The sequence below is a fragment of the Cytobacillus sp. EB106-05-05-XG126 genome (assembly GCF_058791715.1).
Genome location: NZ_JBYTDU010000001.1, coordinates 1,699,068 through 1,720,507 on the forward strand (window position 1 = coordinate 1,699,068; position 21,440 = coordinate 1,720,507).

The 21,440-nt window shown below is 39.7% G+C and carries 19 protein-coding genes; 5 read left to right on the forward strand and 14 right to left on the reverse strand.

The features are described from left to right. Nucleotide 1: 1 nt before the first annotated feature. The gene (locus AC3WTL_RS08395; RefSeq protein ID WP_163143023.1) at nucleotides 2-631 is read right to left on the reverse strand and encodes a CAP domain-containing protein; all 630 of its coding nucleotides are present in this window, start codon (nucleotides 629-631) and stop codon (nucleotides 2-4) included. A 233-nt stretch (nucleotides 632-864) separates the two neighbouring features. Between AC3WTL_RS08395 and AC3WTL_RS08400 the strand changes: the two genes are divergently transcribed. Continuing rightward, nucleotides 865-1,224 carry a YugN family protein gene (locus tag AC3WTL_RS08400; protein WP_048011190.1) on the forward strand — a complete coding sequence of 120 codons (360 nt, stop codon included), beginning with the start codon at nucleotides 865-867 and terminating at the stop codon, nucleotides 1,222-1,224. A 94-nt stretch (nucleotides 1,225-1,318) separates the two neighbouring features. Here AC3WTL_RS08400 and AC3WTL_RS08405 read toward each other — a convergent pair whose 3' ends face one another. Continuing rightward, on the reverse strand, nucleotides 1,319-1,669 hold the full coding sequence (locus AC3WTL_RS08405; protein WP_163143020.1) for an Asp23/Gls24 family envelope stress response protein: 351 nt from the start codon (nucleotides 1,667-1,669) through the stop codon (nucleotides 1,319-1,321). A gap of 156 nt (nucleotides 1,670-1,825) precedes the next feature. Here AC3WTL_RS08405 and ytvI point away from each other — a divergent pair, with 156 nt between their 5' ends. After that, nucleotides 1,826-2,884 carry a sporulation integral membrane protein YtvI gene (gene ytvI / locus AC3WTL_RS08410; RefSeq protein ID WP_248346847.1) on the forward strand — a complete coding sequence of 353 codons (1,059 nt, stop codon included), beginning with the start codon at nucleotides 1,826-1,828 and terminating at the stop codon, nucleotides 2,882-2,884. A gap of 72 nt (nucleotides 2,885-2,956) precedes the next feature. Here the strand turns inward: ytvI and AC3WTL_RS08415 are convergent, their stop codons facing one another. The 8 genes from AC3WTL_RS08415 to cyoE all read right to left on the reverse strand — a co-directional run bounded on the left by AC3WTL_RS08415 (nucleotide 2,957) and on the right by cyoE (nucleotide 11,032). Next, nucleotides 2,957-4,129 carry a GNAT family N-acetyltransferase gene (locus AC3WTL_RS08415; protein WP_492369280.1) on the reverse strand — a complete coding sequence of 391 codons (1,173 nt, stop codon included), beginning with the start codon at nucleotides 4,127-4,129 and terminating at the stop codon, nucleotides 2,957-2,959. 131 nt (nucleotides 4,130-4,260) lie between these two features. Continuing rightward, nucleotides 4,261-4,728: a DUF420 domain-containing protein gene (locus AC3WTL_RS08420; protein ID WP_226620006.1), complete on the reverse strand. Its 468-nt coding sequence runs from the start codon at nucleotides 4,726-4,728 to the stop codon at nucleotides 4,261-4,263. 228 nt (nucleotides 4,729-4,956) lie between these two features. Further along, nucleotides 4,957-5,859 carry a cytochrome c oxidase assembly factor CtaG gene (ctaG, locus tag AC3WTL_RS08425; RefSeq protein ID WP_197207458.1) on the reverse strand — a complete coding sequence of 301 codons (903 nt, stop codon included), beginning with the start codon at nucleotides 5,857-5,859 and terminating at the stop codon, nucleotides 4,957-4,959. Between the two features lie 180 nt (nucleotides 5,860-6,039). Beyond that, nucleotides 6,040-6,375 (reverse strand): cytochrome c oxidase subunit IVB, encoded by a 336-nt coding sequence (gene ctaF, locus AC3WTL_RS08430; protein WP_048011869.1) that lies wholly within the window; start codon nucleotides 6,373-6,375, stop codon nucleotides 6,040-6,042. Nucleotides 6,376-6,379: 4 nt separating this feature from the next. Further along, a complete protein-coding gene (locus AC3WTL_RS08435; RefSeq protein WP_035328684.1) occupies nucleotides 6,380-7,009 on the reverse strand; it encodes a cytochrome (ubi)quinol oxidase subunit III in 630 nt (209 codons plus the stop codon). Next, complete coding sequence (ctaD, locus tag AC3WTL_RS08440) at nucleotides 7,009-8,877, reverse strand: cytochrome c oxidase subunit I (RefSeq protein ID WP_035328682.1); 1,869 nt, start codon at nucleotides 8,875-8,877, stop codon at nucleotides 7,009-7,011. The genes AC3WTL_RS08435 and ctaD overlap by 1 nt, the downstream gene beginning before the upstream one ends. A 28-nt stretch (nucleotides 8,878-8,905) precedes the next feature. Continuing rightward, nucleotides 8,906-9,982 (reverse strand): cytochrome c oxidase subunit II, encoded by a 1,077-nt coding sequence (gene coxB / locus AC3WTL_RS08445; RefSeq protein ID WP_048011868.1) that lies wholly within the window; start codon nucleotides 9,980-9,982, stop codon nucleotides 8,906-8,908. Between the two features lie 111 nt (nucleotides 9,983-10,093). Beyond that, on the reverse strand, nucleotides 10,094-11,032 hold the full coding sequence (cyoE, locus tag AC3WTL_RS08450) for a heme o synthase (RefSeq protein WP_248346843.1): 939 nt from the start codon (nucleotides 11,030-11,032) through the stop codon (nucleotides 10,094-10,096). 634 nt (nucleotides 11,033-11,666) lie between these two features. On the opposite strand from cyoE, the gene AC3WTL_RS08455 reads away from it, so the two are divergent. Further along, nucleotides 11,667-12,644 carry a COX15/CtaA family protein gene (locus tag AC3WTL_RS08455; RefSeq protein ID WP_163143002.1) on the forward strand — a complete coding sequence of 326 codons (978 nt, stop codon included), beginning with the start codon at nucleotides 11,667-11,669 and terminating at the stop codon, nucleotides 12,642-12,644. Between the two features lie 275 nt (nucleotides 12,645-12,919). Here the strand turns inward: AC3WTL_RS08455 and pyc are convergent, their stop codons facing one another. The 3 genes from pyc to AC3WTL_RS08470 all read right to left on the reverse strand — a co-directional run bounded on the left by pyc (nucleotide 12,920) and on the right by AC3WTL_RS08470 (nucleotide 18,280). After that, on the reverse strand, nucleotides 12,920-16,360 hold the full coding sequence (gene pyc, locus AC3WTL_RS08460) for a pyruvate carboxylase (RefSeq protein WP_248346841.1): 3,441 nt from the start codon (nucleotides 16,358-16,360) through the stop codon (nucleotides 12,920-12,922). 179 nt (nucleotides 16,361-16,539) lie between these two features. Beyond that, nucleotides 16,540-17,742: an FtsW/RodA/SpoVE family cell cycle protein gene (locus AC3WTL_RS08465; RefSeq protein WP_492369281.1), complete on the reverse strand. Its 1,203-nt coding sequence runs from the start codon at nucleotides 17,740-17,742 to the stop codon at nucleotides 16,540-16,542. Between the two features lie 256 nt (nucleotides 17,743-17,998). Continuing rightward, the gene (locus AC3WTL_RS08470; protein WP_048010616.1) at nucleotides 17,999-18,280 is read right to left on the reverse strand and encodes an Fpa/YlaN family protein; all 282 of its coding nucleotides are present in this window, start codon (nucleotides 18,278-18,280) and stop codon (nucleotides 17,999-18,001) included. Nucleotides 18,281-18,553: 273 nt separating this feature from the next. Between AC3WTL_RS08470 and AC3WTL_RS08475 the strand changes: the two genes are divergently transcribed. After that, nucleotides 18,554-19,051 (forward strand): molybdopterin-binding protein, encoded by a 498-nt coding sequence (locus AC3WTL_RS08475; protein ID WP_222497117.1) that lies wholly within the window; start codon nucleotides 18,554-18,556, stop codon nucleotides 19,049-19,051. A gap of 88 nt (nucleotides 19,052-19,139) precedes the next feature. On the opposite strand, the gene AC3WTL_RS08480 is transcribed toward AC3WTL_RS08475, so the two are convergent. After that, nucleotides 19,140-20,471 (reverse strand): PhoH family protein, encoded by a 1,332-nt coding sequence (locus AC3WTL_RS08480; protein WP_175609154.1) that lies wholly within the window; start codon nucleotides 20,469-20,471, stop codon nucleotides 19,140-19,142. Nucleotides 20,472-20,807: 336 nt separating this feature from the next. On the opposite strand from AC3WTL_RS08480, the gene AC3WTL_RS08485 reads away from it, so the two are divergent. Then, the gene (locus AC3WTL_RS08485) at nucleotides 20,808-21,413 is read left to right on the forward strand and encodes a YhcN/YlaJ family sporulation lipoprotein (RefSeq protein ID WP_197207463.1); all 606 of its coding nucleotides are present in this window, start codon (nucleotides 20,808-20,810) and stop codon (nucleotides 21,411-21,413) included. Nucleotides 21,414-21,440 lie beyond the last annotated feature (27 nt).

Here is a 21,440-nt window from a genome sequence, read left to right on the forward strand (position 1 = left end):
TTTATTTTTCAACAATGAATATGGTCCAATAGTGACCGTGCAGGCCTCCTTGACTATATCCGGAGCCAATATGAGTTGCCTTTTTGTTTAGAATATTTTCCCGGTGGACTGCGGAATTCATCCAGGCATCAAACATTTCATCAGCTGTTTTATAGCCCGCCCCGATATTCTCCTTTACGGTCCGAAAAGAAATTTGCTGATTCCTTAACATTTCTGTAGGATTTCCATATGTAGGAGAATTATGTGAAACATATTGTAATTTCATCATATCCAAAGACTTTTTTTGGGCAGCACCATTCAGCTTCAAATCTACAGACAATGGCTTTAGCCTTAATTCTCTTCGTTTTTCGTTGGCCAGCCTCATAAGTTTATTTTCATTTTGATCCATTTTGGGCATAGCAATCTTCTTTCCATGGTCGGGAATGATAATAACTTCACCAGGAAAAATTAAATCAGGATTTTCTATCTGAGGATTGCTATTAATAATTTCCTGCAGATCTCTCTGGAATCTTAGCGCAATTTCCCAAAGTGTATCCTTTTGCTCAACTCTGTAATCAGCTGCAGCACCTGCAGGCTGTGGTGTTAATAATATTATAAAAAAGAAGAGACTGATGGCTTTGTATTTCTGCAATTGACGCTTCCCCTTTCACAATTTGGCAGCTGCGAGTTCCAGTTGCTTAAGATATGCCAGCCAGGCGTTAAATTACGGCAGTTCAGCTAACGTTCTTTGAGAGAAGGATGTTTTCTTGCATGAATCCGTTGCAAGTTACGCTTTTTTCTACTATTATTAAATTTGAGATAAACTTGTTAAAATTATGCATGGATCGTTCAACAGAACCATGGATGTTTTCAGGAGGGACAATTATGAAGTTTGAAAACACAGGTCTGGAAAATAAAAAAGCAGACTTAACCCGCTTAGATGAAGTAATGCTTTCTCACGGCCTGGTCCGCGAAGGGCAATGGGATTATGAAAGAGTTACATATGACCGTAAATTCGAATTAAAAGAGGGTGTTTTTTACCTTCGTGTATTTGGATATGCGGCTGAAGGAGATGTAGGAGCTCATAGAGCAACTATCCAGCTTATGACACCGCTGCTGGGCAAACATTATTATCCGCATGGGATAGAATACGGTGAAGGCGAAAGCTTCCCTAAATCATTAGTAAGTCAGTGCGAAAAAACTCTAAATGAGATAAAAGCAGAAATTGACCAATTCGCTGAGTAATTTCAACCTGTATTAAAATTGAATTTATTTTCTGCATGGAAAAGACGCATGAACATCATGCGTCTTTTTTACATAAACTTTAGACCTTTAAAATTTAGTTCTCTGAAAGAGCGCTTCCTGCATATATAATTTTTTGGACTGAGAGATCCACTCTTTTAACCTCCAGTCCAGTTAAATGGACAATTTCATCCTTGATTTCTTTCTGAATCCGGAGAGTTTCCTCCAAAATATTTTTTCCATTTACTATGTTAAGCTTAATTTTTAAATATACTTCAGTGTTACTAAAAGTGATGGAAATAGGGTTTTTTTTTCTCTTAAAGAAAGTGAATCTTTCATGCTTAAGAGGAATAACACTCTTTCTTTCCTCCAGGCTGGATTCTACGATTGCGGAGATTATATCACTGGCTGCCTGAATCGTCTCGAAGTCAAGATGGTCGTTATGCATCTTCCGTTCACTTCTTTCTTTACGATTTTTTATATAAGGGCAATAATCTCTCAGCTTTAAATCGTTTTATTTTTAGTTTTTATGATATTTAATGCATACTATAAACAAAGTGTTACGGTCTTTTGTTGGTTAACAAAATTGGGAAGGGGATTTATTTTGTCTGCAATATTCACAAAACGCTTTTTATTAATATTGATTGCTGTAATTCTTATAACTGTACTTTTTTATTTCATTTTGCCTGTTTCTGTTCCTCTGGTTATTGCTTTTATTACAGCATTAATCCTAGAACCAGCTGTGAAACTGCTGCAAATTAAAATAAAAATAAGCCGAAGAATATCTGTGCTGATTACTTTTCTCGGATTTGTCCTCTTCATTGGATTATCAGGCTACTTTATTACGACAAAAGTAATAACTGAAGCCATTAAACTTGTTGAAAATGCTCCTATTTACATTAATGATATTACAAAAGCATGGCTCAGGGCAGAAGCGGACTTTTCCAATGCTGCCAAAGACCTTCCTAAAGACCTTGTTAATGAAATAAGTATCCAGATTCAATCCTTTTTGAATAAAACGAAGGATGACCTTGTCGCATACGTAGATATTGATAGCTTAAAAGCACTTCTGACAAACATCCCGAACTATCTTGTCAGTTTCATCGTATACTTGATTGCCTTATTTTTGTTTTTAATAGATCTGCCGCGATTAAGGAAAGGTTTGTATAATCACCTTACAGAAAAAACTGCAGATAAAGTCAAGTTTATGACCTCACGGCTTTCTTATGTCGGATTTGGCTTTTTCAAGGCTCAATTCCTTGTAAGTGTAATTATCTTTATCGTTTCCCTGATTGGATTATTATTTATCAATCCAGAAATGGCATTGATCATGTCTATAATCATTTGGGTTATTGACTTTATCCCTATTATTGGCTCCATTGTCATTGTTGGCCCCTGGGCAATGTTTCATTTACTGACAGGAGATGTAGCTATGGGGACACAATTGGCAATTCTTGCAGCCGTCCTCTTAATTATCCGCAGAACAGTTGAGCCAAAGGTAATGGGCACCCATATAGGGCTATCTCCGCTCGCCACGCTAATAGCTATGTATCTAGGGCTGAAACTCATTGGGATACTGGGCTTCATCATTGGCCCATTACTGGTCATCGCCTTTAATTCTGCAAAAGAAGCAGGACTTATTAAGATGAATTTCAAAATATAAACTTAATAAAAAAGTAAAAAAGCGTCCGCCTGGACGCTTTTTCTTTCCTGCATACATCTCAACTGAGTTTCCTTAAAAAAAGTCATAGAAAAAGGACTTTTGCACAGGAATTTTTCTTTCAAGTATTTCTGCATCATTTCTTGGACCTTTAATTTCACCTAGATCATATAACTCCATTGGCCTCTTATAGCCAATTATAATCGCTGAAAGGGCATTGATAGACATATGCAGACCTCGTGCTGGAGGGTTTATGCATTGGCTTCCTACTTTCTCTTTAAACACCCTGACACCTTCGTCAGCAATTAGGTAGCTTCCATTATTCCATGGTGCATGGTGATCCTCAATATGCAGAAAGACATTTTCACTATTTTCATTGAAAGAATATTGGCCGAGACACTTTCCAGCATTGACGATTCTCCCCATAAAGTACGGAAAAACCTCCATTTTTAAATTAGGCTGATTCAGGTAATAAGGAAATGGATCGTGTACTGATGTAATGATCTTTACTTCCTCAACCATTGAATCATGCTGACAGATAAAGTTCCATAAATTCACTCTGGCTTCCTGATTTAGAGCTGCGAATTCTTCGATATCCATTTTATTGTCTTTTACCTTAAATAATATATAGCCCTGTCCTTCACCTGAGTCGTTAAAATACACCGCAATCTGGTAATCAGAATACACAAAGTTCTCCCACCAGTATGAGTCTCTTACAAGCCCTCCTGAATAACGCTGCATATATTCCTTATAAATCTTTTCGATGGTTAATGTGTGCTGGTTCTTAGTAAATCGCTTAATGGTCCCTGAAGGTTTTCGCGTCATTTTTAAATCTATTTTCTTAATAAGCGTTTTCTTATATTCAGTGAATATCTCCCATCCGTATTTCCGATAGAAAGAAATATCAAATGGATGCAAAAATGAAAAGAGCTGATTCTTATTATTCATCTCGGCTAATGCGTGCTTGATCAGGCTGCTTACATGCCCTTTTCTTCTGAATTCCGGATATGTTGCCACACCAGCAACACCTCCCATATCCCATTCAAAGCCATTAATATGAACTTTCAGGGGGATAATGTGAAGTTTGGCAGCCAAACTTTCCCCTTCCCAGATACCAAAAATGGCATGATTTTTTAAACGTTCCATCCTGGCCGGGATGTCAGCTTCAGGCACATTGTACTGGAAGGCATACATGGAAAGCTTCATGGCCTCAAGATATTCATTCTCTGTTAATTTACTTACCGACACAAAATTCACTCCCAATTAAATATCATTATAACTATTCGCCATATACTTATTAAGTCCTTTTAATTAAGAAGCGGATAATTTTTTGGGCATAAAAAAATACCGCTAAACAGCCAGCGGCATCTCATAACCTGTTACGTACCCAGGATTGCTTTTATAACTGATGTGGTTTCTCCTCCATGGTAGAAAACATACAGCAGCAGATAGACTGCAACACCTGTTATGCCAGTAAAAAACCAGACCACACTGGTTATCGGTCCCAATTTCCTATGTGTTGCCACTTTATTTTTATAGCCCGTATATAACGAGATAATTCCTAAAACTGCCCCAACAGTTGCCAGGGTAATATGGAAAATTAAGAAAATCGTATAATAAATTTTTATATCATCAGGGCCGCCAAATGCAGTATTCCCAATAAAAACAGTTCTGCTGGCATAAATGATAAAGAAAATAACAGCAAACACAGCAGCCAAAGTCATTGTTTTCTTATGAGCCTCAAGCTTTTTTTTGCTGATTTGTACCCAACCAATCGCAACCGTTATTGCACTTAATACAATAAAGGTCGTGCTTATGGTAGGGAGTATAGGTAATGAGTATTCCATAAATTCTTCCTCTCTCCACTATCAGTTTAAAATTCATCTACACGGTGTTTTTTATCACAAGGTTCATTTTATTAAAGTGTACTATATTTTTCAACAAACTGTATGAGCTTTTAACAAAAGTTCCTTAAATGTTCAATATTTATTTCATTCCATGTGATCATTATCATTGCAACATACATTTTTACTTTATCAAAAAAATAAACTCCAGCCTCTGACTGGAGTTTATTTTTATTTTACTAAATGCGGATTTAGTATTGCTTCTTCTTCTGAAGGCGTAATTTCCTGTTCTTTTTTGTACCATGCATAGAAGATTTGCGCAAGAATAAAGCCATATACAATTTCCTGAATAATCTTCATGATGACCCCGCCAAGCTGCTGATCGTGTATAAGTGACATTGAATTGAACATTTCCGGCCCGCTAAGATTCAGGCTTGCCAGTGTCGCAGAAGGAACACATAACTGAAGGGCCTGTGCCCATGCATTTGGATCAGAATATGTGCTGTACATTGGTGTATCTGCAAAAATGATCAGAGCACATGCAGGAGTCAATAAAACACCATTTGCAAAAATGTATCCTACCTTTTTCAAGCCGTCCAGTGACTCCATTTCAGGAAGCTCATTAATAGTCGGCCACCACATAAAGATTGCCAGAAGAAACAGGCCAGATGTATATACAGTATGAAACATCATATCCGTTTTTACCACGTCAAAAACATCTGGTATGTGGTATATAGAAAATACTCCATTAAACAGGATAATGGCGATTAATGGCTTTGTAAAAATACTGAATACAGGTTTAATAGCTTTGTGATTAACCACTCTTCTCCACACCCACTGAGGGATTCCCATGACTACAAGGGGAGGAACAACTAAATACAGGATAGCCATCTGTATCATATGGGCATAAAACATTAAATGGCCCATCAGGTCCAGCGGAGAGCCTTTGATCGCATACAACACAATCATAGCGATTGTAAAATACACACCCTGCCTTTTAGTTAATGGCTCACTATCATTGAATTTTCCACGATACTTTACTGTTAACATAAAGTAGCCTGCAAGAATCACTGCTACAAATAAAAAGAAATATGGACTCCAAAGTGCACGGAAACCGAATATTTCCAAAGACATGCTATCACCTCATTAAATAATGCTCAACCGGCCTTATACGTTCCCAATACTAAGCGATATTGACAAGTACTATTATACTCTCTTCAGTCTGCAATCTCAATAAATCGGAAATTGGGTATTAATTGCAAATACTTCATTACATAAAAAGAAAATCGGCCAACAGCCGATTTTCTTTTAAACTTACCACCAAATAACAGTCAAGAAAGCAATGATTGTGATAAATCCGACAAATGCTCCTGAGTATAAGAACAAAGACGGTGCTTCATGACCTTTGTGGCTCATATGCATGAAATAATATAATTGGAAGACTACTTGCACAAGAGCAAGAATCAGGATGAACGGCACTATAAACCATCCGGAGAAACCTTCATAACCTGCTGCTACGAACGCAACAATTGTCAGGAAGATCATTAGTGCAAATGTGATAACTTGATGTCTCATCTCTTCTGCACTTTTTTTACGTCTATATTCAATGTCTACTCTTGGGTTACCTGAGTTTGGTTGTTGATTGGCCATCAGTTTATCCCACCATTCCCATTAAATATACTACTGTGAAGATGAATACCCAAACAACGTCGATAAAGTGCCAGTATAGGCTGGCTACATAAAACTTAGGAGCATTGTAAAGGCTCAATCCTCTTTTGCTGTTGCGGATCATCAAAGTAGTGATCCATAGTAAACCGAATGCCACGTGAGCACCATGGAATCCAACTAACGTGTAGAAGGCTGAACCAAAGGCACTGCTTGTGAAGCTATGATGGAATTCATGCACATAGTGATTGAACTCGTAAATTTCCAAACCGAGGAATCCAAGTCCAAGCAAAACAGTAATTCCAAGCCATAGCTGCATTTTTTTGAAGTTGAAGTTCTTCATGTGATACATAGCATATACGCTTGTGAGCGAGCTGGTTAATAGCAGCATTGTCATAATAAATGCCAGTGGTATTTCAAACAAGTCTTTCGCAAGAGCCATGTCACTGCTAGGTACTTTGTCTTTTAAAGCAAGGTAAGTGGCGAATAGGGAGGCGAATAAAACCGTCTCTCCCCCAAGGAAAAACCAGAAACCTAAGAATTTGTTCTTGGCTTCGAGGGTTTGCTTTTCAGGCGACGCAGGCCATGTTTCATAAGTCATTTTTTGTTCAGTAGCCATTATGCCTTAACCCCCTTATCATTAGTGTCTTCCAAATCTTCTTTATGAATGTGGTATCCATGATCATCTTTGACAGAACGCACAAACATGGAGCCTAGAGTAATAAGCATACCCACGATTAGTACTGGGATACCCCAGCTGTGTTCTGCGCGGTACATTGCACCAAATGCAGCAACAAATAAACCGAAAGAAATCACAAATGGAATGAACGAGTTGTTTGGCATATGGATATCACCAAGCGGCTCAGCAGGCGACATGCCTTTTTTACCTTCCATTTTCTCAAGCCAATATGCATCAAGGCCGCGAATGAGCGGAAGCTGCTTAAAGTTATAGAATGGAGGCGGTGAAGGAATGGCCCACTCTAATGTACGGCCGTCTCCCCAAGGATCATTGCCAACTTTTTCATTTTTAACGCTGGTAATAACAATATTTATTAACAAGATGATTACTGCAGCTGCCATGAAGAAAGCACCTACAGTACTTACCATATTAGACGTTTCAAAGCCCTGTCCTGGAAGGTAAGTGAAAATACGGCGCGGCATTCCCCAAAGTCCAAGGAAATGCTGGATAAAGAATGTTAAATGGAATCCAATAAAGAATAATACGAACGTAATTTTTCCAAGGAATTCGTTTAACATTGTACCGAACATTTTTGGCCAGTAAAGGTGAGCACCTGCAAAGAGTGCAAACACAACACCGCCGACAATAACATAGTGGAAGTGAGCAACTACAAAGTAGCTGTCATGGTACTGGTAATCCTGTGCAGCAGATGCCAGCATTACACCAGTTACACCGCCGGCTACGAATGAAGGGATAAAGGCAATAGCCCAAAGCATCGGTGTTGTGAAAGTGATGCTTCCGCCCCACATTGTAAATAGCCAGTTAAAGATTTTAATACCAGTCGGTACTGCAATTGCCATTGTTGCAACAGCAAAGATCGCGTTTGCAATCGGCCCCATACCAGTTGTAAACATGTGGTGAGCCCATACCATGAATCCTAAGAAACCAATAAGAACCGTTGCGAATACCATTGAAGAGTATCCGAAAAGGCGCTTTCTTGAGAAAATCGCAAAAATCTCGGAGAAAATACCGAAAGCCGGCAATACCAAGATGTAAACTTCAGGGTGTCCAAAAATCCAGAAGAAATGCTCCCAGATAATTGTATTACCGCCCATAGCAGGATCAAAAAAGTTAGATCCAAACATACGGTCGAAAATTAACAGGAATAGTCCTACTGTTAAAGCAGGGAATGCAAATAAAATCAATGCTGATGTAACAAATGTAGCCCAAGTGAACATCGGCATACGCATGTATGTCATACCAGGAGCACGCATGTTAATGATGGTAACAAGGAAGTTGATCCCCCCGATTAACGTACCCGCACCTGATATCTGCAGTCCAAGTGCATAGAAGTCGATCCCATGCCCTTCAGAAGCAATTGATAGAGATGCATAAGAAGTCCAGCCTGCATCAGGAGCGCCGCCTAAGAACCATGAGAGGTTCAAGAAAACTCCTCCAAAGAAAAACAGCCAGAATCCTAAAGAATTCAAGAATGGGAATGCAACGTCACGCGCACCGATCTGAAGTGGCATAACAGCATTCATAAAAGCAAAAATCAGTGGCATAGCTGCCAAGAAGATCATGGTTGTACCGTGCATAGTTAAAATTTCATTATACAATCCGGCACTTACAAAGTCATTATTTGGTACTGCAAGCTGGATACGGATGAACATAGCTTCCAATCCGCCAAGCAAGAAGAAAAATCCGCCAGCTATAAGATAAAGGATTGCGATTTTTTTATGGTCAACTGTTGTTAAGTAATCCCATAAAACCGCTCCGAAACCTTTTTTTTGTGCTAAGGTACTCACAATTTTACCTCCCTTTTCAAAAAATCCCCTATTGTTCCATAACTTTCAAGCCCATTAAATATTCTGTCAGGGCATCGAGCTCTTCTTCAGACAATTCACCATAAGTACCTGTCATTTTATTGCCAGGTTTGAATGTTTCCGGATCTCTTAACCAATCCTTAAGATCTTCTTCAGTATGATCAAGGATACCGGCAATACGGTCACGATCACCGAAGTTTGTTAAGTTAGGAGCTAAACGGGCTGCTTCAGGAGCAGTGTTTGCCGGTGTTACAGCATGACAGCCGATACAGCTGTTATTGAAGACTTCCTGACCAGCTTGAGCCAGGTCTGTCTCTGCTTTTTTAGGTTCTTTTACTTCTGCCATTGCAGTTGCCCATTGATCGAATTCATCACGTGGAACCGCTTTAACTTTGAAATCCATTAATGCATGGGAAGGACCGCAAAGCTCAGCACATTTTCCATAAAAGTAATTGTCCGCATCAGCAGCCTTTTCACTGTCAAACTTCAGCCAGAACTTATTCACGTTGTCCGTGTTCGTATCCAGCTTACCGCCTACAGCAGGAATCCAGAAGGAGTGCTTAACATCAGAAGCAATAAGATTGAAATAAACTTTTTCATCCGTTGGCACAACTAATTCCTGGCCAGTGATAATTTCCTGGTTTGGATATTCGAATTCCCACCAGTATAAGTTTGCACGCACATTAACAACAAGTGCATCTGTTTTGCCTTCTTCATTCTTCTTTTCCATTGGGCCTACATCAGCAAGCTTAAAGGTAGCTGAAACTGTCGGTACAGCAAGAATAAGAAGCAAAAGAATAGGAATAACAGTCCAAATGATTTCCAGCTTGTGGCTTCCTTCAACTTGTTTTGGAATTCTGTCGTCCTTGCGGCGGAATTTAAAAACAACAATAAAGAAGATTACTGTTACGACCGCAATTACTCCTACCATTATTACAGTACTTAACACCATCAAATCAAATTGTGTCTGCGCCACTTCGCCGGCAGGTTTAAGCGTAGATAAATACGGTTTGCCGGAGCAAGCGGAAAGAATGAGCGCCATCATTGCAAACAGAGAAAAAAGACGCCACTTTGCAAGCCTTTTCATAGCTTAATCAAACCCCTCTTTCGTAAAGATTTCATTTTTTGAATTGTTTGATCAAAAAATATGGATAAATCCCCTCTCGTTATAAACGAAAAAAGGAATTTCCTAACTAAGTTAAATAAGTGTGATGATTACCATGGCTACAAACATGATGGTCAGATATTGCAGGGAGTATACAAACATTACTGTAGCCCATTTAATATCATCATTAAACTTCCTTGCATATATCCCAGTCAATAACCAGCCGATGTTTAAAACCCCAGCAAGTATTATGAATGGCAATCCAAGAGATGGCATAAGAAACGGCAGCGGCAATAATGCTGCAATCCAGATATAAATATGCCTTTTAGTGGCGTTAAACCCTTTTACTACTGGGAGCATCGGAACTCCAGCAGCCCGGTATTCCTCTACCCTTCTCATAGCCAGTGCATAGAAATGTGGAGGTTGCCAGATAAACACGATAGCGAACAGCACCCAAGCCATAGGGTCAAGATTGCCATCCGCAGCTGCCCATCCAATCAAAGGTGGAACTGCCCCTGAAATGCTGCCTACAATCGTATTGGAAACAAATCTGCGTTTCGTCCACATTGTATATAAGACAACATAGCTGAAAACACCAATTAATCCAATTACAACTGCTGTTACTGTTGTAAACATTAAAAAGGCCGTACCAAGGCCAATAAGCAGAAAGCTCAAAAGTGCCACCTTGCCCGGGTTCACTTTCCCGGTAACAGTTGGCCTCCCTTTTGTCCTTTCCATTAATGGATCAATGTCGCGGTCAATATAATTATTTAAGCTGCAGGAGCCTGCAATAATCAAAGAGGAGCCGATTACTGTATATAGAACCAGATCCAGATTATTGAAAAATCCTTTTCCTGAAAAATGCAGTGCAAGCCAAAGACCGGTGAAGGTTGTAATCAGATTGGAATTTACAATGCCAATTTTGATAAGAGCAAGGAAGTCCTTCCAAACTGTAGTCTCAGGTATATCTTGCTGAAGGCTTCGCTCTCTGTTCTCAATAGCAGCATCACTCAAAGCCCGTGAGTCAGACATATCTTTTCCTCCTTAATTCCTTATCGCGAACATTACACCTACTATAAAGTATAAATGCACTGAAAGCCATATTCACGATAAAAAACGAGGGGTGAACCCTGGATGAATAATAACCATACTAATAGTTTTCCTACCATTAATAAAGTAGTTAAACTGTTTACTATCTAAATGAATCTAAACCATTTCTCTGTATATTAAATCACACTTTAAAACTCTTTTGTGAATTTTTTTAGAATAATTTATGACTAATTTGTGTCAAAGTCTAAATTCACTTAAAGAAAGGGTTTATTTTTGAGATAATAAAACTGTTTCAGAAAACTACGGAGGAATAATATACTCACTTTTATGTATTTTGGTTTACTTTCCGCGACAGGGGACATCCATTTTATACCCCCTTTATATTTCTAGCAAACTCTATTATAAGTTTCAACCTTTTTTACTATAATTAACTTTATAATTTTTATAACTGTTGTAAAAAGCTTTTTATTCCTGTACTATCGAAAAAGTAAATGGACGCACATTCATATATGGCTTTTTATAGAATCTTTGTTAAGATAGATAATGGACAAATACGCAGTAAATCAATTATTGACACTATTATTAAACCTAGAATATTTAAAGAAGGTGAAAGGCTTTGCAACGATCTTTAAAATGGCTTGCTGTTCTTACATCAATCGGCATGCTTTTGGTTTTGCTGGGCGGTGCCCTTGTAACGAAAACGGAATCAGGTATGGGGTGCGGGAAATCGTGGCCGCTTTGCAATGGCGAGCTAGTTCCCACCGATATTACTCCTGAACTGATTATCGAACTGGCACATAGACTGGTTTCAGGCGCTATCGGATTTATGGTTCTTATATTATCGATTTGGACATGGAGAAAAATAGGACATATTAGAGAGACAAAGTTTTTAGCGCTGACTTCGCTTTTTTTCCTAATCCTGCAGGCTTTAATTGGCGCTGCCGCAGTAGTCTGGGGGCAATCTGATTTTGTGCTCGCCCTTCATTTCGGGATATCTTTAATATCATTTGCTGCTGTACTGCTCCTGACTTTGCTTATTTTTGAAGTTGATAAAAAATTCGAGGCAGAAAAGCTTATTATCGATAAAAGAATGAGGAAACATATTATTGGAGTTTCTTTATACAGCTATGCTGTTGTTTACACCGGCGCACTTGTGCGTCATGTAAATGCCAGCCTTGTATGCCGTGACTGGCCGCTTTGTATAAATGGATCTTTCGCACTTCCCGCTAATATGTACGAATGGGTGCAAATGGGGCACCGGGCTGCCGCGGGCTTAATTTTCATATGGATTGGTTACATTACCTATCTGGCTATTAAACATTACAAGGACCAGAAGGTAATTTACTGGGGCTGGATTATTTCATTTATCTTAGTATCACTCCAGGTTGCCGCTGGAGCATTGGTTGTTTTAACCAGACTTAACTTGTATATAGCTCTTGCACACGCCTTCTTTATTTCCTGCTTATTTGGAGTATTAAGCTATTTTATCCTCCTGTCTTCACGAAGCAGAAAAAATGAGCTTGCTGTTTCAGCTGTTAAGGAAAAAGAGAAAAATGATGAATCTGCTCTCCCTACTTTTACTTCCATTCCATAAATACAATAAACAAAAGAGCTTCGGCATTTGCCGAAGCTCTTTTGTTTAGACTCTTTTCGTATAAAAAGTGTTTTCACCTATCAAAGTTCTCCGTTGATTTCCGCTCCAGGCTGCTCAGGGAACCGCGGGGAGGGCGGTGAGCCTCCTCGACGCTCCGCGTCTGCGGGGTCTCACCTGTCCCGCTGCTCCGAAGGAGTCTCGCACCTTCCGCTCCAATCAACTCAGTAAATAGAATAATACACAAATAGCAACAAACCTTACGAAACAGCTATTGTTTATTTTGACAACTCTATCAGCAAGTCTCCAGTTTGAATTGCTTCACCATTTGAGACGAAAATATCCTTTACAGTTCCAGAGAATGGTGCCTGTACAGTGGTTTCCATCTTCATAGCCTCTGTAATCATTAAGTGATCGCCTTTTTCGACTTTTTCACCTTTTTCTACAAGTAACTTGATGACAGTTCCCGGCATGCTGGCGGCAATATGGCTTTCATTATGCGGATCAGCTTTTGCCTTGGCTGCTGCTGTAGCTTTTATGCTTTCATCTTTTATACTTACTTCCCGAGGCTGACCATTTAGCTCGAAATACACAATTCTTGTGCCGTCAGCTTGAGGCTGCCCTATCGAAACCAATTTAACTATTAATGTTTTACCTGTTTCAATTTCAATTTCCACTTCCTCACCAAGTCTTAGACCATAGAGGAATGTAGGGGTATCAAGAACAGAAATATCACCAAATTGATCGCAGGTCTTAATATAATCCATAAATACTTTTGGATATAGTGCATAGGCAATTGCGTCAAAGCTTGTAACTTGTCTGCCTAATTCTTTGAAAAGTTTTTCTTTTAAAGCATCGAAGTCTACATCTTCAAGAAGCTCTCCCGGTCGGACTGTGATTGGCTCCCTGTCTTTCAATATAACCTTTTGCAGTTCAGCCGGGAATCCACCATACGGCTGCCCCAGGTAGCCTTCAAAAAGCTCAACAACTGAGTCTGGAAAATCCAAAGATTTTCCTTTATTCAAAACATCCTGTTCTGTCAGCTGATTCTGGACCATAAACAACGCCATATCACCAACTACCTTGGATGAAGGTGTAACTTTAACAATATCACCAAACATTTGGTTCACACGGGAATACATGTCCTTAACTTCATCCCACTTATCCCCAAGGCCAACTGCTTTAGCCTGCTGCTGAAGATTACTGTATTGTCCGCCAGGCATCTCATGCTGATAGACTTCTGAATGAGGAGCTTTCATCCCGCTTTCAAAGTCCTGGTAATATTTGCGCACATCTTCCCAATAGTAAGATAATTGCTCGAGCGACTGGATATCAATTTTTGGCTGCCTGTCATTTCCCTGCAGCGCGTAAAATAAAGAGTTAGCACTTGGCTGGGATGTTAAGCCTGCCATTGTGCTCAGGGCCGTATCCACAATATCCACTCCAGCTTCAATAGCCTTTGCATATGTGTAAATTCCATTACCGCTTGTATCATGAGTATGAAGATGAATTGGAATGTCAACAGTTTCTTTCAATTCAGAAATAAGAGTGTATGCTGATTGCGGCTTCAATAAACCAGCCATATCTTTGATGGCCAGTATATGAGCTCCCTGATTTTCCAGTTCCTTTGCCAAGTCTTTATAGTATTTAAGATTGTACTTCGTTCTGGCAGGATCCAGAATATCACCTGTATAGCACATAGCTGCTTCAGCAATTTTTCCTGTCTGGCGCACAGCATCGATTGCGACTTCCATCCCTTTAACCCAGTTAAGGCTATCGAAAATCCGGAATACATCGATGCCGGCGTAGGCTGATTTTTCTACGAACTCTCTTATTACATTATCCGGGTAGTTTTTATATCCGACTGCATTCGAAGCACGAAGCAGCATCTGGAATAAAACATTTGGCATTTTTTCCCGCAATGTCAGTAATCTATCCCAAGGATCTTCTTTCAGGAATCTGTAAGCAACATCAAAAGTTGCACCGCCCCACATCTCAAACGAAAACATATCCGGAAGCAATTTTGCTGTCGGCTCTGCTATATGCTTCAGGTCATTAGTTCTAACCCGCGTCGCGAGCAGAGATTGATGCGCATCACGGAAGGTAGTATCCGTGATCAGGACTTCTCTTTGTTCTTTAATCCATTTAACAAGCCCTTCAGGACCTTGATTATCTAAAATTTGCTTTGTTCCATCCTGGTAATCTGTACTGTATTTTAATCTCGGTACTCGAGGCTCTTCAAATACCGGACGCTTCTTCTTTTCAATTCCCGGAAATCCATTTACTGTTACATTCCCGATATAATTCAGCATCTTCGTCCCGCGGTCTTTCTTTTTCGGGAATAAGAATAGCTCAGGAGTTTCATCGATAAATGATGTATCATACTCACCTATTAGGAATTTCTCATGTTTTACAACATTCTCAAGGAAAGGAATATTTGTTTTAATACCCCTGATACGAAATTCCTGAAGGTTCCTCACCATTTTTGATGCTGCCTGCTGGAAAGTCATTGCGTGCGTAGAGAGTTTAACAAGCAGGGAATCATAATAAGGTGTGATTACTGCCCCCTGAAAACCATTTCCCGCATCAAGCCTCACGCCGAAACCGCCGCCTGATCTATATGCCATTAACCTGCCAGTATCGGGCATGAAATTATTTAAAGGGTCCTCTGTTGTTACACGGGATTGAATGGCATAGCCATGTACATGAATATCTTCCTGTTTTGGAACACCAACTTCTTTGCTGTGCAGCGAGTAGCCTTCAGCCACCATGATTTGTGTTTGTACAATATCAACACCTGTTACCATTTCAGTGATCGTATGCTCAACTTGCACACGCGGATTTACTTCTATGAAATAAAACTGATCACCTGAAACCAGGAATTCCACAGTTCCTGCATTTAAATAATCTACATTCTTCATCAGGTTGACAGCAGCCTGGCAAATCTCGTCTCTCAAATTCTCCGGGAGGGAGACGCAAGGTGCAACTTCAACAACCTTCTGGTGGCGCCTTTGGACTGAACAATCTCTTTCATACAGGTGAACAATATTTCCTTCATGGTCACCGATGATTTGAACTTCGATATGCTTTGGTCTTTCTATGAATCTTTCAACATAAACCTCATCATTCCCAAAAGCTGCTTTTGCCTCTGATTTGGCACGCTCATATGATTCCTTTACTTCTTCAAGGTTCCTTACGATGCGCATGCCTCTTCCGCCGCCGCCCAGTGAGGCTTTAATGATAATTGGGAAGCCATGATTTTTGCCAAAGCTAATCACTTCGTCAAGGCTTTCTACTGGACCATCACTGCCAGGTATAACCGGAATTTCAGCAAGCTGGGCTTGAGTTCTTGCCTTAACTTTATCACCAAACATATCCAGATGCTTTGAAGTAGGACCGATAAATATGATACCTTCTTCCTCGCACCGTTTTGCGAACTCAATATTTTCAGATAGAAAGCCGTAGCCCGGATGAACGGCATCAACATCACTGGTTTTTGCTATATCAATGATTCCTTCAATATCAAGATAAGCATCAATCGGTTTTTTGCCCTCCCCTACCAGATAAGCTTCATCCGCTTTATAGCGGTGGTAAGAACCGGAATCTTCTTTCGAATAGATAGCTACCGTGCGAATATCCAGCTCCGTGCAGGCGCGGAATACACGAATGGCAATTTCTCCTCTGTTGGCTACTAATACCTTGTTAATTCTTCTGCTCAAACAAAACACCCCGTCTTTATGTATTTTTTGGCAATATTCTGCCAAATCTAAGTTGAGGCCGGACGGGTATTCCGCTAACCGGCCATAATAACTTCGATTGGCTGCCCCTGATGGAAGCAATTATGTAATCAGCATTAGCTGATTGATATATAAATAAAGCACTGTGAATTTAACTGTGCTTATTTATGAATAGAAAATGTTTTTTCGGAAGCCATCTCAATGGATTCCGGATTTGTCTCTTCATGTTTATTTTTATATTTCTTTTCATAATTGACGAACATAGAGACATTCACTAGAATTCCCATTGCAATCGAAAGCTGAAGCAGGGATGACCCTCCATAGCTTATAAAAGGAAGTGTAACACCAGTGAGCGGCATAACACCCGAAATTCCCGCAAGGTTAATGAACGCCTGAATTCCTATCATGGCGGAAATCCCGATAGCAAGCAAGCTGCCAAAAGCATCTTTACACTTTAAACTGATAAAGATTCCCCTTAGTACAATGTACCCGAGAAGCAAAATGACAAAACCTACTCCGAATGCCCCGAGTTCCTCAGCAATTATAGCCATAATGAAGTCTGTATGGGCTTCAGGAAGATACCCAAGTTTTTGTATACTCTCACCAAGGCCCAGCCCTTTTAACCCGCCTGCACCGAGGGCAATATAGGAATTCGAAAGCTGGTATCCGAACTCCGATCCAAAGGGATCTCTAAATGCTTCTACCCTCCCCAATCGATAAGGCGCAAATATCTTATCTTTTAATAGAAGGATAAAAGGAGAAGCCAGCAATACACCGAAAAGCCCCAATTTAAATATGTTCTTAAAATTCATGCCTGAAGTAAAGATCACAGCTCCAGCCACAAGCAATATAATCATGGCCGAACCAAAATCTGGCTGTACAGCAACCAGGATTACGGCAAGAATAAGATAAGCAAGCGGGGGGAGAACTCCTTTGTTAAATTCATTAATATAGGGTTGCTTCTTTGCATAGACAGCAGCCAAATATATAATGACTGAAAGCTTGACAAACTCTGCAGGCTGAAGGCTTCTCTTGCCGATCTCAAACCAGCTCATAGCTCCGCCCGCTACTTTTCCAAAGATAAATAACGCAATCAGGCCGAATAACGAAAGAAACACCATCGGAACAAGAAATTTGTTGCTTTGCATAGCTTTGTATGGAAATAGAGCGACAAAAACGAAAACAATGCCTGAGATAATTAAATTAAGCTTTTGTTTATTGTAGAAAAAATCGCTATCCTGATCATAAATCTGCACAGCTGTAACCATACTTGCACTGAAAACCATAATGAGTCCAAAAACAGCTAACAGGGCTACAGCTATTATCAGGGTATAATCATATGATTTTAATATTTTTTTTAACATCCAGCCCTCTTCCCTTATCTTCTAAGTTTATTACTTATTCTACTATAGTATTAAATATCCTGCTTTGAAGAAAAGAAAAGTTAATTTAAATGTAACACAGCAAAGAAAATAATTCTATAATTATGTTATACTATTTTTAAATTAAGTTATACAATATTGATTATTCTTTTCTTTTGGATATACTAATACCATTACATAATAATACGGTTATAAAAAAACTCAAACAATCTTTGGAAGATGTTTGAGTTTTTTATTTTTATTTTTTTACTGAAGCTTCGTGGAGCATGGACAGCTCCCTTTCCAATTCTTCTAAAATAGCCTTGCCTTCAGTCTCTTCAATTAATCCGAGACGGACAGCAAAATCTATTTCTCTGGATAAGCCAAACATCTGGGTATCAAGTACTTCCTCATATAGAGGGCATTGAGGCATGGTTAGATTATCCATTTGCACCTTTATTAACTTTAATATTTTAGCAGCATCTGCCTTTAAAAGGGCATTTGCTTTTTCTTTGTGATCAATAATCATGTCAGAAGCCAACTTTCAATCCCTCCATTTCCGAGCGATTATCCTATCTATAAATTTTATACTTAAGCATGGAAAAAAGCAAGGATAATAAGGGATTCGATAGAGAAATGATTCCGGCATCAATTCATAACCCACTAATAAGGCATGTCATCAATCATTAATTCGTTCTGTTCATTAGCGACTTTAACCAAATAGCACTTGGGCCTGTATGACAAGCGCCTTAAAAATCTGTATACTTAAATCATACATATATTTAGAATAAAAGCTGCTGCCAGGAGGTTCAATATGGAAAATATTATTGCTTTCAAAGGAAACGTAAAATATCAAATCACCTTAGATCCGGGAGTCTGGATATTTGATGACCGAAGGGTGGATTTGACAACATACTTTATGCATGAAAATATCAGAAAAAACGAACTTGAGGAATATACTAAAGCAGTCTCAAAGCATTGGGATAGAGAAATCATGGAAGGCGCAGTTTTTCCTCCAACACTTAAAACAGAAAAGAAATTTGAAAAAGAAAAGGTCCTGACAGGCACATTCGGTATACCTTTTAAACCATTCCTAATGAATGCAGAGCCGGATGAGAGCGCAGAAATCGTTGTTATTGAGAGTGAAGATGGTGAAACCAGTTTGACACTATCTGAAGCCGAGGAATTAATATTGGGGTTCTCAAAGGATGGAAAACCGTTAAAAGAGGATGGGCCAGTTCATGCCTATCTTGGGGATGGCAGCAACTATAATTCCCCCATAAGAAGAGTGAAAGCATTCAGAGTGGAATGACCGGAGAGGGCGATTTGCATCGCCCTTTTTCTTCGCAGTCTCTTCCCCGGCATGAAAACCTCAGAATTCACAAACTCTGTCATGCAGGCTATAACAGATCAGCAGCAAGCTGGGCCAAGCCAGATCTCTCACCTTTAACAAGTTTGACATGACCTGAGATAACCTGATCTTTAAATCGTTCCACGACATAGGTGAGACCGTTGTTATAAGCATCCAGGTAGGGATGGTCAATCTGCTCGGGATCTCCCATCAGTACAATTTTACTCCCTTCCCCTACCCTGGTTAATATGGTTTTTACTTCATGCTTCGTCAGGTTCTGAGCTTCATCAATAATAATGAATTGATCCGGTATGCTTCTGCCTCTGATATATGTCAGGGCCTCCACCTCAATCGAGCCCATACCTGCCAATATGGCGTCCAATTCACCTGGCTTTTTGACATTAAACAGGTACTCCAGATTATCGAAAATCGGCTGCATCCACGGTCTTAACTTTTCCTCTTTTTCACCCGGAAGAAATCCCAAATCCTTGCCTACAGGCACAATGGGGCGGGCGACAAGCAATTTTTTGTACTGGCCATAATCTTCTGTCTGCATTAAGCCGGATGCCAGCGCCAAAAGAGTTTTTCCAGTACCCGCCTTGCCGATAAGCGTAACAAGCGGCAGGTCGTTTCTCAGCAACAGCTCAAGAGCCATTGTCTGCTGCACGTTCCTGGGCTTGATCCCCCATATATGGTCATGATCAAAAATGAGTTTTTTCACTTTCTTTCCACTTTTGTCCACAATACCAAGTGCAGACGATGATGAACCAAGCGCATCTTTCATCACCAGAAACTGATTCGGATAGAAAGGATGATTTGCTATTTCAGATAGCGGCAGTTCTCCTTTTTCATAGAAACGGTTCATAATATCGAGACCTATATATACCTCCAGAAACCCGGGATATAAATGATCATTTTCAACTACACGATCACTTAAGAAGTCTTCTGAAATTAGCCCGATAGCATCCGCTTTAACTCTGACAAGGGCATCTTTGCTTACCAGGATTACCGTTCGTCCATTTTCTTTTGTCTCTTCTTCCAAGGATAAGTTTTTTGCAACTGCCAAAATCCGATTATCATTCGTTTTTTCTACAAAGATCTCCTGAAGTTCATGAAATGATCTATGATTTAACTCAATTCGCAGGCTTCCGCCATTTTCAAGAGGTATTTTCTCATGGAGCTTACCCGTCTCCCTCATGCTGTCAATCAGCCGGGATACTTGCCTTGCGTTCCTCCCAATTTCATCCATATACCTTTTCTTAGAATCGACCTCTTCCAGAACTACAGCCGGAATAACTACTTCATTATCTTCAAATGAAAATATGGAATTAGGATCCTGCAACAAGACATTGGTATCTAATACGTAAATTTTACTCAATATGATGCCTCCTGCTCCTCTTGTGTCTTGATAAAGCGAATTACAAAAGCGAGGTCCCCTGCATGCAGATTTGCAGTTTCATGAAAAAGATCACCTTCATTCCTGATGGATTATAATCCTGTTGTTTTATATTATTCAGCCTTCGAAAGATGTTGATTAATTAGGAAGAAAGGCTTTCTTATGAAGTGGACAAATCTATCTTGGTAAAAATATATGTAATGCCGAATAAAGATAGAAGAAATTTTGCACAATAACATTAAACAATCCTCAATATTCCTGAACCTGAAAAAATTCAAGCTTTCATTTTCAGGAAATTTTGATGTCCCGGAGGTGTCAAATATGAATAAATGGCTGCTGTTATGGATGACAGGATTACTATTAACAGGGTGCGGCATGAACAACAATCAGGCCCAAGACCATCAGGAACAGAAAAATATCAACACCGTAAATGTTAAAAATAGTACAATACAGGAAGTTGACAGGGAGACTGGACAGCAGGTTTCCAGGCATCTCGTCAATTTGGCTGTCCGAGTTCCCAATGTCAATGATGCAACAGCAGTTGTACTTGGACGCTTTGCAGTAGTTGGAGTAGATGTAAATAAAAATCTCGACCGTTCTGAGGTCGGATCAATCAAATATTCAGTTGCCGAAACCCTTAAAAATGATCCTCATGGTGCAAGAGCGATTGTAGTGGCTGATCCGGATATTAATGCCAGGCTTCGGGAAATAGCCGCTGACATTCAAAACGGAGAGCCACTGCAGGGAATCATGAATGAACTGGCAGATATCGCCGGCCGGCTAATGCCTGAAGTCCCAGCCGACCTGGTTGATCCTAAAAAGGAAAACGAGAAAAACGCAACCGAAGATCCAAAGAAAAAACTCAACAATGATCAGGAAAAACAGCTTGAACACAAACAGGAAAAACATTCGAATTATTATAAGTAAAAGTGTCACCACCGATGACATTTATTA

Bases quoted from the DNA above. Each gene is read 5' to 3' on its own strand.
- AC3WTL_RS08405 (WP_163143020.1), bottom strand. From the start codon at position 1,669: ATGCATAACGACCATCTTGACTTCGAGACGATTCAGGCAGCCAGTGAT.
- ctaG (WP_197207458.1), bottom strand. From the start codon at position 5,859: ATGTCTTTGGAAATATTCGGTTTCCGTGCACTTTGGAGTCCATATTTC.
- AC3WTL_RS08465 (WP_492369281.1), bottom strand. From the start codon at position 17,742: ATGTTAAAAAAAATATTAAAATCATATGATTATACCCTGATAATAGCT.
- AC3WTL_RS08435 (WP_035328684.1), bottom strand. From the start codon at position 7,009: ATGGCTACTGAACAAAAAATGACTTATGAAACATGGCCTGCGTCGCCT.
- coxB (WP_048011868.1), bottom strand. From the start codon at position 9,982: ATGAAAAGGCTTGCAAAGTGGCGTCTTTTTTCTCTGTTTGCAATGATG.
- ctaF (WP_048011869.1), bottom strand. From the start codon at position 6,375: ATGGCCAATCAACAACCAAACTCAGGTAACCCAAGAGTAGACATTGAA.
- AC3WTL_RS08420 (WP_226620006.1), bottom strand. From the start codon at position 4,728: ATGGAATACTCATTACCTATACTCCCTACCATAAGCACGACCTTTATT.
- cyoE (WP_248346843.1), bottom strand. From the start codon at position 11,032: ATGTCTGACTCACGGGCTTTGAGTGATGCTGCTATTGAGAACAGAGAG.
- AC3WTL_RS08475 (WP_222497117.1), top strand. From the start codon at position 18,554: ATGGAAAATATTATTGCTTTCAAAGGAAACGTAAAATATCAAATCACC.
- AC3WTL_RS08400 (WP_048011190.1), top strand. From the start codon at position 865: ATGAAGTTTGAAAACACAGGTCTGGAAAATAAAAAAGCAGACTTAACC.
- AC3WTL_RS08485 (WP_197207463.1), top strand. From the start codon at position 20,808: ATGAATAAATGGCTGCTGTTATGGATGACAGGATTACTATTAACAGGG.